Genomic DNA, 12,264 nt, shown 5'->3' on the forward strand with positions numbered 1-12,264 from the left:
CCTACTCGCCGGTGGCCCGGCCGCGTCGCCGGGCCCACCGGACGGCGGGGCCCATGGCCAGCCCCGCCGCCGCGAGCACCCCGCCGAGGACGGACCAGCCGATCAGGCCGTGCGCGATGACGGCGCTGCTGACCACGGCCGGCCCGATCATCATTGCGCCGGAGGTGCCGGCGTTGTAGACGCCCTGGTAGGCGCCGTGGTCGCGGTCGCCGGCCAGGTCGTAGCTGAGCGCCCAGCCGCCGGCCTGGCTGAGCACCTCCCCGAGCGCCTGCAGGGCGACGCCGCCGAGCACCACCACCGCGGCGACGGCCGCGGGCAGGCCGTGGGCGAGCGCGAGCACCAGGCAGGAGGCAGCCAGGATCAGTCCGGCCCGGCCGCAGACCCGGGCGGCGGTCGCCGGGTCCTCGGTACCCCGGGTGGCCCGTACCTGCAGGGCTATGACCAGCACGGTGTTGACGACCATGGTGGCGGCCACGGTGATCCTGGGCGCGTCGGTGTGGTGGACGATCCAGAGCGGCACGCCGACCTCCAGCATCGCGAACTGCAGGCAGAGCAGCGCGTTCAGCACCGTCACCACCAGGAAGGGCCCGTCCCGCAGTGCGGGGTTGCGCCGCCGTCCGCCCCCGACGCCCTCGCCTTCCGCCGCCCCGGCCGCGGCCCCCTCAGCCGGCCCCTCGGTCGGCCCGCCCGCAGATCCGACCGCGGATCCTGCCGACGCCGCCTCGGCCTTCCGCGCCGCCCGCGCGTCCGGCAGCCGGTGGAACAGCACCGCGACCACCGCGTACGAGACGGCGTCGGCCAGGATCGCCGTCAGATACGCCGGCCGGGTGTCGATCTGGAGCGCGATCGCGCCGATCCCCGTGCCGAGACAGATCCCGACGTTGGTCACCACCCGCAGGTAGGCCCGGCCGGCCACCCGGCGGTCGGCGGGCAGCACCTCGGCGTAGAGCGCGTTGCGCACGGCGGCCGAGCCCCGGTCCACGGCGGTGACGACGCAGGCCAGCGCCAGAAAGGCCGGGTAGCTGTGCACCAGGGCGTAGCAGGCGGTTCCCACCGCGTCCACGGCGACCAGCACCACCAACACCGGCCGCGCACCCCACCGGTCGGCGGCCCGGCCCGCCGGCAGGCTGGCGGCGACCCCGCAGAGCCCGGCGGCGGTGAGGCCGAACCCGAGCTGGGTGGCGCTCAGCCCGAGGACGCGGGTGAAGAAGAGCACGCCGACGGCGAGCGAGAGCCCGCTGCCGACGGTGTTGACGAGGGTGAGCCCGGCGAGCCGGCGCACCATCGGATCGGGGTGCAGCAGCCGTGAGGCGCGGGACGAACCGGCGCCAGGCGACCCGGCGCCGGGCGACCCGGGGCCGGGCGACCCGGGGCCGGACGAACCGGCGCCGGTCAGGTCGGAGTCGGGTGCGGAGGTCTCCGCCTGTGAGGTGGTCATGCCGATGATCACACCCCGTTCTCCCACCCCGCAGTACTGATTTAGGCTCTGTCTAAAAGTGGCAGCCACCGGGGGGCGGGACATGCACAGGTTCAGGCTCGGCCTGGCCGACCTCGCCACCACCTGGTTCGCCTGCTCGCCGATCCAGGAGGCCGCCCTCAGCCTCCGGATGTGGACCCACCCGGGCGTCTACGTGTTGCAGGCCCCCGCCTTCGAGCGGCTGCGCCCGGCCTTCGAACGGCTGGACTCCACGCTGCTGCGCTCGCTGGTCGCCGGGAACCGCTGGATCCCGGACTTCCTCACGCCCCGCCCCGCCACCCCCTCCGCCGACTTCCGCACCGAGCTGGCCGTGGTCCGCGCACTGCCGCCGGAGCAGCTGCGCCCCGAACTGGAGCAGACCTTCCTGCCGCAGGGCGCACCACTGCCCGCTCCGCTGGCGGCCGGACTGGCCGATCCGGCCCGGCTGCTGGCCCGGATCGCAGACGCGCTGGAGGAGTACTGGGAGGTCTGTCTCTCCCCCACCTGGTGGCCGCAGGCCCGCGCGGTACTGGAGGCGGACCTCGTGTACCGGGCGCGGGTGCTCTCCCAGCACGGCGCGGCGGCGCTCTTCGCCGACCTGGACCACCGGCTGCACTGGGAGGACGGTGTGCTCTCGATCAACCGCCGCTGGTCGGCGCAGGACCACGACATCACCGTGGACGGGCGCGGGCTGGTGCTGACCCCGACCTTCTTCGCCCGCGGGGCGGTCACGATGATCAGCAACGACCGTGCACCGCAGATCGGTTACCCGGCGCGCGGCCAGGGCGGGATGGCCGGCCGGCCGGCCCCGGTCACCCCGCGCGCGCTGGAGCAGCTGCTCGGCGCCCCGAAGGCCCGGCTGCTCGCGGTGCTGGCCGAACCGGCCTCGACCACCGACCTGGCCTACCGGCTGGGGGTCACCCCGGGTGCGATCAGCCAGCACCTGGCGGTGCTGTACCGCACCGGCCTGGTGACCCGGGCCCGGCACGGCCGCTCGGTGCTCTACAGTCGCAGCGCGCTCGGTGACGAACTGAGCGGCGCCCCGCGGCGGGCGTAGGGCCGCCCGGTCGTCGTCCAGATGCTGACAGTCTGCCGGTCCAACTGCCAGGACAGGCACCGGTCGTCGTACGGCTGCGCGGCCTCCGCCCGGAATGTGATCGGTTTGGACTCCGCCCTGCGGCGGCATCTGGATCCGGGCCTGCCCAGGTTCCCGCCGCGAATGTTCGCCTTCAACGTGGTGTAGGCGTCGCGGACCTTCTTGATGGTCTGCTGGGCGGCCTGGGCTCCCAGTCCGCGCGCCTGCAACTCGGCATAGGTGTGCTTGCGCAGCTCGTACTCGCGCGGGACTCCGCGGTCGAACGCCACGACAGACACCCAGTTCGCCCACCTCGTTGACCGTTCGCAGGGTGGAGCGCAACGCGAACGCCGCGTCGGCGCCCGGCAGCAGCTTGACCTGCACCACGAGCTTCACGGCGGGAACCGTAACAGCCGCCCCTGACAGGCGGCCCTCCAGCTTTCCGGAGTGCTGCTGCAACGCTCCGCGCCGCAGGGCTCGCGATGCGATTCCTCCCGGCCGTGACCGGCCGGGGTTCCTCGCAAGACCACGCTGAAGCCGAAGAGCCTGCTCGGCGCGATGATCTGGGAGATGACCGGCGACACGCCGGGAGGCTCCCTCATCACCGCCCTGGACACCGGGCTCAGGTGAGCGCCGGGCTCCCGCGAGCGTGGCCGCACGCTCTCGGGAGCCCCCGCGCAGACCGCTACCGCGAGGCCAGCGACGTCAGCTTCCGCGCCGCCCGGTACTGCCGCAGCACCTGCGCGAAGGTGGTGTGCCCCTGGGTCGTCCGGGCGAACGCCCGCCAGGCCGGGGCGACCAGGCAGACCGCGGCGTGGAACAGGTACGGCCGGCGCTCGAACGCGGCCAGCATCTGCTTGCCGGCCCGCATCTCCACGCCCAGCCCCGCCTTGATGGCGAACGCGTAGTTCAGCGCCTCGCGCCGCACCTGCGCCGCGTTGCCCGCCTCGGCCACCTTGACCGCCCACTCGCCGGCCAGCCGGCCCGAGCGCAGCGCGTACGAGATGCCCTCGCGGGTCCACGGTTCCAGCAGGCCGGCCGCGTCGCCGGCGACCAGCACCCGGCCGCGGGAGAGCGGCGAGTCCTCGGCCCGGCAGCGGGTCAGGTGCCCGGACTCCACGCTCGGCGGGAAGCCGGCCAGGCCGAGCCGGCGGATGTAGTCGGCCAGGTACTGCTTGGTCCGCTCACCGTCGCCGCGGGCCGAGATCACCCCGACGGTGAGGCTGCCGGCCTCGGTCTTGGGGAAGACCCAGCCGTAACTGCCGGGCAGCGGCCCCCAGTCGAGGTGGATGCGGCCGGCCCAGTCGGCCGCCACCGAGGGCGGGACGGGGATCTCCGCCTCCAGCCCGAGGTCGATCTGGTCGAAGGAGACCCCGACGTGCCGGCCGATCCGGCCGGCGCTGCCGTCCGCGCCGACCACCGCGCGCGCCTCGAAGGTGCGGCCGTCGGCGGCGGTGACGACCGCCGTCCGGTGCTCGCCGCCGCGCTGCTCCACGCCCGTGACGGTCACTCCGGTGACCAGCACGGCGCCGGCCTGCTTGGCCGCCTGCACCAGGCGCAGATCGAACTCGTCCCGGTTGACCAGCCCGAACAGCATCCGCTTCGAGCGCCGCGTCCGGGTGAACCGCCCGCCGTACGCGAAGGTGACGGCGTGCACCCGGTCCTGCAGCGGCAGCCGGAAGTCCGGCGGCAGGCTGTCCCGGGAGGGGCCGATGATGCCGCCGCCGCAGGTCTTGTAGCGGGGGTGTTCGGCCTTGTCGAGCAGCAGCACCCGGCGGCCCTGCGAGGCGGCGGCGTGCGCGGCCGAGGACCCGGCCGGTCCGGCACCGACCACGACGACGTCCCAGACGCCGTCGAGGCGGTCGGTCCCGGGCGCAGCCCGGTCGGGCTGCGGCTCGTCGGGCTGCGGCTCGTGGGACTGCCGCTCGAACGGCTGTCCGGACGCCGCGGCGTCGAGCGGGCTACGGGAATCGGAGCTTCCGGAGTCAGTCACGTCGAGCAATCCTATGCGGCCGGGTGAGCCGGAGCCCGCCGCGCCGCCCCGAGCGTCCGCGGGACCCCCGGGGCCGCCCGTTCGACTCGGCCTATGATCGGCGGTATCCCCGTCAGCACCGTCCGCCCGGACCATCCCCCCGGACGGACCAGCCCTCCCGGAGCATCCGCATGCCGCAGCAGCCCCTGGCCGACGCCGTCCGGTCCCTGATGGACCGTGCCCGCACCGACCTCGCCGAGCTGGTCGCCTTCCCCTCGGTCGCCGACCCGCGCCAGTTCCCGGTCGAGGAGTGCGAGAAGGCCGCGCGCTGGGTCGCCGACGCCTTCGCCGCCGAGGGCCTGACGAACGTGCAGCTGCTGGACACCCCGGACGGCACCCAGTCCGTCTACGCCGAGCTGCCCGGCCCGGCCGGCGCACCGACCGTGCTGCTCTACTCCCACTACGACGTGCAGCCCCCACTCGACGAGTCCGCCTGGCTGAGCCCCGCCTTCGAGCTGACCGAGCGCGACGGCCGCTGGTACGGGCGCGGCGCCGCCGACTGCAAGGGCAACATCCTGATGCACCTGACGGCCCTTCGGGCGCTGCGCGAGGTGTACGGGGACGCCTACCCGGTCGGGCTGAAGATCATCGTCGAGGGCTCGGAGGAGCAGGGCACCGGCGGCCTGGAGCGGTACGCCGAGGCGCACCCCGCGCTGCTCGCCGCCGACGCCATCGTGATCGGCGACACCGGCAACTTCGCGGCCGGCCTGCCCACCGTCACCGCCTCGCTGCGCGGCATGACGGTGGTCGAGGTGGCGATCACCACGCTCGCCGGCAACCTGCACTCCGGTGCCTTCGGCGGCGCCGCCCCGGACGCCCTGCAGGCCCTGGTGAAGGTCCTGGCCTCGCTGCACGACGAGCACGGCGACGTCGCGGTGGCCGGGCTGGTCAGCGACCAGACGTGGTCCGGCGTGCAGTACGCGGACGAGCAGTTCCGGGCCGACGCCAAGGTGCTCGACGGCGTCGCGCTGACCGGCACCGGCACCGTCGCCGACCGGCTCTGGGCCCGTCCGTCGGTCACCGTCCTCGGCATCGACGCCCCGCCGGTGATCGGCGCGACCTCCTCCGTCCAGGCCGCCGCCAAGGCACTGGTCAGCCTGCGGGTGCCGCCGGGCACGGACACCGCCGCCGCGCAGGACGCCCTGGTCGCCCATCTGGAGGCCCAGGTGCCGTTCGGCGCGCAGATCCGGATCGAGCGGCAGGGCAACGGCGCGCCCTTCAGCGCGGACACCTCCGGCCCGGCGTACGAGGCGATGGGCGAGGCGATGGCCGAGGCCTTCGGCACCGCGATGGTCGCGTCCGGCGAGGGCGGCTCGATCCCGCTCTGCAACACGCTGCGCTCGCTCTACCCGCAGGCCGAGATCGTGCTGATCGGCGTCGAGGAGCCGACCACGCAGATCCACGCCGTCAACGAGAGCGTCGACCCGCTGGAGCTGGAGCGGATGGCGCTCACCGAGGCGCTCTTCCTGCGCCGCTACGCGGAGCTGCGCAAGGCCTGAGGCCGCCCGGCGGTCACACCGGCACCCGCTCGCGCTCGCGATCGCCCGGGCGGGTGCCGCCCCACCTCCCCAGCCGCCGTGCGGCGGCGTGCACCAGCGCGTAGCCGACGGCGCCGACCGCGAGGCCCGCTCCGGCCCCGAAGCAGAACTCGGGGATCAGGTTCCGCCGCAGCGGCGCGAGCCGGTGCACCACCCCGGCCGCCATCGCCGCACCCAGCGCCGCGACGGCCGTCCGCCGCACCCCCGCGGGGAGCACCACCTGCGGCCGGGCCGGCTCCACCGCCCGGGCCGCCCGCCCCAGGTGCCCGGCCAGGGCGGCCAGCGCCAGCGCGGAACTGCCGTACTGCAGCACGGTGTACAGCGGCAGCCCGGCGACCGTCCGGTCCAGGACCGGCAGCAGCGTGACACCCAGCCGGCCCTCGTGGGTGAAGGCGTCCCAGCCGACGTGAGTGGCCGCACCCAGCGCCGCCGAACCGGCGAACCACGCCGCGCCCACGACGCCGCCCGCCCTCGTGGCACCGCTCCGACGGGCCGTCAGCGCCTCGGCCGCACCCGCCCACCGGTCGGGCAGCAACCCCACCAGCGGCCCGCGCACCAGCCCGTGCCACCCCGCCACCAGCACGCCCGCGATCGCCACGTCCACCGTCGGCACCGCCCACCACTGATGGGTCAGCCCGCCCTGCCCGTAGAGGCCGGACAGCAGCGAATCCGCGAAGAACGGCACATCGGGCGCCATCGACCCGGCGACCAACGCCGAGGCGACCAGCGGCCCGCGCGCCCCCGCCGCGCGCAGCAGGGGCAGGACGGCGGCCGGATGGCTCAAGGTGAACGGCATGCCCCTATCCTGCCGTCACCGGTCCACCGGTGCGGCCTGCCCTGGCATCCCCCGGCCGCCGCGACACAACGAGCCCGGGGCCGCCACCCCGGACCGGCCCGGCCCCCGCACCGCCCCCGCCGCTACGCCGCGTCGGCCGCTCTCGCCAGGCCAAGCGCGGCCCGCCGCCCGGCCTCCAGGTACCGCAGCTCACCGCTGCGCCGGGCGTCCAGCGCGGCGGCGAGCCGGCGGTAGCGGCCCGGCGGCAGCAGGCCGGCGGCCTCCTCCAGGCTGACGAAGCGCCAGCCGCGCAGTTCCTCCTGCGGGAGCAGCAGGCTCTGGCGGGCGTCGGCATCCAGCAGCCCGCCGTCGTAGACCAGCCGCAGGCCGCCGCGGCGCGGGCCGGTGCGCGGTTCCCAGTCGACCGCGAGCAGGCGCAGCGCGGCCGGGTCGAGGCGCAGCCCCAGCTCCTCGGCGGTCTCCCGCAGGGCGGCGTCGGTCGGCGCCTCGCCGCGCTCGACCACGCCGCCGGGGAACTCCCAGTCCGGCTTGTAGACCGGGTCGACCAGCAGCACCCGGTCCTGCTCGTCGAAGAAGAGGACGGCGGAGGCCACGGTGTCGCCGGTCGGGTCGGGGGTCTGCACGATCGGACAGCGGGCGGAGCCGTCCCGGACCAGCTGGGCGAGCCGGGCGGCGGTCTCGCGCGGGGTCAGGGTGCCGTTGTCGACCAGCCGGGCGTCTCGGCCGAGCCAGCGGCGGGCGGTCAGGTAGCGGGGCACCTGCTCCAGGCACCACTGCCGGATGCGCGCGCTGTGCTCCGGATCGCCGGGGACCTCCTCGCGCCGGGATATCCGCTCACGCAGGATCGTTTCTTCAGGATCCAGCACGAGATGGTGCACCGTGATCCCGTTCGAGGCGAGCGCACCGAAGATCTCGTCCCGGTACTCCTCCCGCAGCAGCGTCATCGGGACGACCAGCGGGCCCGGCACCTCGCCGAGCAGCGCGGCCGCCGTCTCGGGGACGAGCCGGCGCCAGGCCGGCAGGTCCTGGAAGTCCGACACCGTCGCCAGCCGGTCGGCCGGCAGCATCCCGCGCAGCCCGAACCCGATCAGCTCCGGGTCGAAAAGCATGCTGCCGGGCAGCAGCTCCACCAATTCACGACAGGCACTCGTCTTGCCCGCGCCGAACGTGCCATTGACCCAGACGATCACAACGTCCCCTGCCCCTCGACTTCCCCCGGTACCGTTCGCACCGGGCGGCGCCCCCGTCAGCCGTGCCGGCGCCACCCGAGGTGGTACCCCCGCCGCGCCGGTCCCCATGCCTCGGAAGCGGGCCCTCCCGCCGAACTGTGCCCCGCCCCGTGACAGCGGCATGTGCCCAGGCCAGGCGGCCTACCCTACCCGCCGCACACCCTCGCGACCGCCGGTCCGCACGCCCCCGATCACCGGCGTTCACCCGCTCCGTACGCGCCCCCTCTGCGCCCTGCGCGCCCCCTCCGTACCCGACCCCTCCGCGCAGGAGTCGGCCCGTCCGACTTCCTGCGCACCGCCCACCCCGAACCCTCACACCGAACGCCCGGGCCGGTCGGGAGGCGATGTGCCTCCCGACCGGCCCGGGCGTGGTGGCACCGGCGCGCGCAGGCCTCAGGGCCGGCCCATGTGGGTGGGGTAGTAGCCGCTGCTGATGCCGGAGATGCGGATGTTGGTGCCCGGCCGGGCGGCCTCCACGTACTGGTTGTTCCCCAGGTAGATCGCCACGTGCTGGATGCCCCGGGCGGTACCATCGGTCGACCAGAAGAGCAGGTCGCCGCGCCGGAGCTCGCTGGCGCGGACCGGCGTGGCCGCCGCGTACTGGTCGTTGGCCACCCGCGGCAGGTCGATCCCGCCGCGCCGGAAGGCCTGCTGGACCAGCCCCGAGCAGTCGTAGCCGTCCGGCCCGTTGCCGGCCGTGATGAACGGCTTGCCGAGCTGGGCGAGCGCGAACAGCACGGCCGTCTCGACGTCCCCGTCCGCCGCGGGCGCCGCGGAGTCCGCGGACGCCGAGGTCGAGGAGCCCGAGCCCGACGACGACCCGCCGCCGGTGCGGTCGAGGTAGATGTCGTAGTGCGTGGTCCAGCGCCACTCGCCCTTGCTGTTCTTGAACCAGTACCGCGAGCCGTCCCAGCCCTGCTTGATCCCACCGGACGAGGAGCCCGAGGAGGTCGAGGCCGCCGAGGACGACGAGCCCCCGGTGCGGGCCTGGTAGACGTCGTAGTGCGTGGTCCAGCGCCACTGGCCCTGGCTGTTCTTGAACCAGTACCGCGAGCCGTCCCAGCCGGCGTGGGCCGGCGCGGGCTCGGCGGCTGCGCTGCCCACGCTGGTGCCGAGGCCGATCACGCCGGCTCCGGCCGCGATCACGGCCACCATGCTTATCCCCCGGCGGACCCGCCCCGCCCGGGAAGGACGGGCGGCGCGGGGCCGCGCGTCGGTGGTGGCGTGCTGCCCGGTCGGGTCGTCGGCGGCGCCCGGTGCGCCGGTGTTGACGGTCGTCATCCTGCTGTCTTCCTTTGCTGAGCGGGAACTGCAGAGACCCCCCGGCCGACATGCCACGGCTTCCGGTCCTGCGACCGGGAAGCCGCCACATGTCGTCCAGGGATTCGCTTCTGCCTGCGTGTCACGGTAGGCACGCGTCCGCTCACGGCGCGCAGTGGAGTGCGCCAAAGGAAGGGTTCACGGATGGTGAGCAGGGAGACGGTCGATCAGGTGAGCGTCCGTCACCCGACGACCGTCCGGACGACCACGGGGTGACCTCCCGTCACCCGTGTGCCGACTCCGCCAGCAGCTGCTTCTTCAGCACCTTTCCCATGGCGTTCCTGGGCAGTTCGGGCACCAGCACGACCTTCCGGGGCCGCTTGTGCACCGAGAGCCGCTCCGCCACGAACGCCGTCAGCTGTTCCCCCGTCACCGCGCCGTCCGGGATGACATAGGCGACCACCGCCTGGCCTAGGTCGTCGTCGGGAGCGCCCACCACGGCGGCGTCCGCGACCGCCGGGTGGTCGCGCAGGGCGGCCTCCACCTCGCCGGCGCCGATCCGGTACCCGCCGCTCTTGATCAGGTCGACCGAGGCCCGCCCGACGATCCGGTGGAACCCGTCCTCGCCGATCACCGCGACGTCGCCGGTGCGGAACCAGCCGTCCGCCGTCCAGGACTCGGCGTTGGCGTCCGGCCGGTTGAGGTAGCCGGCGAACAGGGTCGGCCCGGCGACCTGCAGCTCGCCGACGCTCTCGCCGTCGGACGCGACGGGCTCGCCGTCCTCGCCGACCAGCCTGGTCCGCACGCCGGCCACGGGCAGGCCGACGCTGCCGGGGCGGCGCTCGCCGTCCGCCCGGGTGGAGACGGTGATCAGGGACTCGGTCATGCCGTACCGCTCGATCGGGGCGTGGCCGGTCAGCGCGGTCAGCTTCCCGAAGACCGGCACGGGCAGCGGGGCGCTGCCGGAGACCAGCAACCGGGCCGAGGCCAGCTGCCCGGCGGCCTCCGGGTCGGCGGCCAGCCGGGACCAGACGGTCGGCACGCCGAAGTACAGGCTGCCGCCGGCGGCCGCGTACCCGCCCGGGGTGGGCCGCCCGGTGTGCACCAGCCGGCTGCCGGTGCGCAGGGCGCCGAGCACGCCGAGCACCAGGCCGTGCACGTGGAAGAGCGGCAGTCCGTGCGCGAGGGTGTCGTCGGCGGTCCACGCCCAGGCCTCGGCGAGGGCGTCCAGGTCGGCGGCGACGGCCGAGCGGTGGATCATCGCCCCCTTGGGCGCGCCGGTGGTGCCCGAGGTGTAGAGCACGAACGCGGTGGCGTCCGCCGCGGGCTCGGCGTAGGTGGTGGCGGAACGCTCCGTCAGGTCGACCGGCAGCGCCGCCACCCCGGCGTCCTGCGGCACCGTGTCCGCGGCCGCGTGCGCGAGCAGGGCGGCACCCGAGTCGCGCAGGATGTGCGCGCGCTCCTTGGGGCCGGAGTCGGGCGGCAGCGGTACCACGGGCACGCCGGCCAGCAGCCCGCCGACCACGGCGGCGACGGTCTCGGCGGTGGGCCGGGCCAGCACCGCCAGGGCGGGGGCGCCCGTCACCCGGTCGGCCACCGCGGTGGCCGCGCCGAGCAGCTCCTCGCGGGAGAGCTCGCGGCCGTCGATCCGCAGCGCGTCACCGGAATCGCCGAAGTCGCCCTGAAGTGCCGTCAGGAGTGTCATGCCTCTGCCCTCGCCCTTGCTCACGGTGTGCGGCCCTGTCCTCGCCGGCCCTGTCGTGACCGGCCCCGTCCCCGCCGGCCGTGTCGTGGCCGGTCGTGGGGCCGACTCTACGGGCCGGGCGGCAGACCCCGGCAAGACCGCAGGGCGCGCCCGGGAGGTCCCGGACGCGCCCTGCGGTTGTGACGCACGCGGCGGATCAGCCCTTGCGGGCCTTCACCTCGCCGGTGAGCTGCGGCAGCACCTCGAAGAGGTCGCCCACCACGCCGTAGTCGACCAGCTCGAAGATCGGGGCCTCGGCGTCCTTGTTGACGGCCACGATGGTCTTCGAGGTCTGCATGCCGGCCCGGTGCTGGATCGCGCCGGAGATGCCGGCCGCGATGTAGAGCTGGGGGGAGACCTGCTTGCCGGTCTGGCCGACCTGGTTGCTGTGCGGGTACCAGCCGGCGTCGACGGCGGCACGCGAGGCGCCGACGGCCGCGCCGAGCGCGTCCGCGAGCTCCTCGACGACGCCGAAGCCCTCGGCGGCACCGACGCCGCGGCCGCCGGAGACCACGATCGCGGCCTCGGTCAGCTCGGGGCGGCCGGTGGAGACCCGCGGGGTGCGCGAGGTGACCTTGGCGGCGTTGCCGGTGAAGGCGACGGTGACGTTCTCGACGGCGCCGGCGGCCGGAGCGGCCTCGGGGGCGACGGCGTTCGGCTTGACGGTGATGACCGGGGCGCCGTGCGACACCTTGGACTTCACCTGGAAGGACGCGGCGAACACCGACTGGGTGGCGACCGGGCCGTCCGCGCCGGCCTCCAGGTCGACGGCGTCGGTGATGATGCCGGAGCCGATCCGCAGCGCGACGCGGGCGGCGACCTCCTTGCCCTCGCCGGAGGAGGTGACCAGCACCGCGGCGGCCTCGGTGGCCTTGGCGATCTGGGCCAGCGCGTCGACCTTGGGGACGACCAGCTGGTCGGCGAACTCGGCGCCGTCGGCGACGTACACCTTGGCCGCACCGAACTCGCCGACCTTGGCGGCGATGTCGGCGGCGGCCGCACCGGCACCCAGGACGACGGCCGACGGCTCGCCGATCCGGCGGGCCAGGGTCAGCAGTTCCAGGGCCGGCTTGCGGACCACACCGTCGGCGTGGTCCACGAGAACCAGGATCTCAGCCATGATTCGTTGCTCCT

Annotated in this window: 9 protein-coding genes and 1 pseudogene; 2 read left to right on the forward strand and 8 right to left on the reverse strand. The window is 75.0% G+C overall.

What is annotated here, in order from left to right; genetic code table 11:
- Window position 1: 1 nt before the first annotated feature.
- Window positions 2-1,438: an MFS transporter gene (locus tag OG286_RS07940; protein ID WP_396324813.1), complete on the reverse strand. Its 1,437-nt coding sequence runs from the start codon at window positions 1,436-1,438 to the stop codon at window positions 2-4.
- 82 nt (window positions 1,439-1,520) lie between these two features.
- Here OG286_RS07940 and OG286_RS07945 point away from each other — a divergent pair, with 82 nt between their 5' ends.
- A complete protein-coding gene (locus OG286_RS07945) occupies window positions 1,521-2,513 on the forward strand; it encodes an ArsR/SmtB family transcription factor (RefSeq protein WP_396324812.1) in 993 nt (330 codons plus the stop codon).
- Window positions 2,514-2,515: 2 nt separating this feature from the next.
- Here the strand turns inward: OG286_RS07945 and OG286_RS07950 are convergent.
- Window positions 2,516-2,927: pseudogene (locus OG286_RS07950) on the reverse strand (RNA-guided endonuclease TnpB family protein); the annotation flags it as partial.
- A gap of 289 nt (window positions 2,928-3,216) precedes the next feature.
- On the reverse strand, window positions 3,217-4,524 hold the full coding sequence (locus tag OG286_RS07955) for a geranylgeranyl reductase family protein (RefSeq protein ID WP_396324810.1): 1,308 nt from the start codon (window positions 4,522-4,524) through the stop codon (window positions 3,217-3,219).
- Window positions 4,525-4,694: 170 nt separating this feature from the next.
- Here OG286_RS07955 and OG286_RS07960 point away from each other — a divergent pair, with 170 nt between their 5' ends.
- Window positions 4,695-6,062, forward strand: a complete 1,368-nt coding sequence (locus OG286_RS07960; RefSeq protein ID WP_405362554.1) for a dipeptidase — start codon at window positions 4,695-4,697, stop codon at window positions 6,060-6,062.
- A 13-nt stretch (window positions 6,063-6,075) separates the two neighbouring features.
- On the opposite strand, the gene OG286_RS07965 is transcribed toward OG286_RS07960, so the two are convergent.
- The 5 genes from OG286_RS07965 to OG286_RS07985 form a co-directional block, all read right to left on the reverse strand.
- Entirely contained in the window at window positions 6,076-6,897 is an 822-nt protein-coding gene (locus OG286_RS07965) for a DUF4184 family protein (RefSeq protein ID WP_405362552.1), read from the reverse strand.
- A 122-nt stretch (window positions 6,898-7,019) separates the two neighbouring features.
- Window positions 7,020-8,087: an NUDIX domain-containing protein gene (locus tag OG286_RS07970; RefSeq protein ID WP_396324806.1), complete on the reverse strand. Its 1,068-nt coding sequence runs from the start codon at window positions 8,085-8,087 to the stop codon at window positions 7,020-7,022.
- 432 nt (window positions 8,088-8,519) lie between these two features.
- Window positions 8,520-9,407 (reverse strand): C40 family peptidase, encoded by an 888-nt coding sequence (locus tag OG286_RS07975; RefSeq protein ID WP_396324805.1) that lies wholly within the window; start codon window positions 9,405-9,407, stop codon window positions 8,520-8,522.
- A gap of 262 nt (window positions 9,408-9,669) precedes the next feature.
- A complete protein-coding gene (locus OG286_RS07980; protein ID WP_405364934.1) occupies window positions 9,670-11,091 on the reverse strand; it encodes an acyl-CoA synthetase in 1,422 nt (473 codons plus the stop codon).
- 196 nt (window positions 11,092-11,287) lie between these two features.
- Window positions 11,288-12,250 (reverse strand): electron transfer flavoprotein subunit alpha/FixB family protein, encoded by a 963-nt coding sequence (locus OG286_RS07985; protein WP_396324803.1) that lies wholly within the window; start codon window positions 12,248-12,250, stop codon window positions 11,288-11,290.
- Between the last annotated feature and the right edge of the window lie 14 nt (window positions 12,251-12,264).

Source organism: Kitasatospora sp. NBC_00039 (genome assembly GCF_045160625.1).
Taxonomy (GTDB): Bacteria; Actinomycetota; Actinomycetes; order Streptomycetales; family Streptomycetaceae; genus Kitasatospora.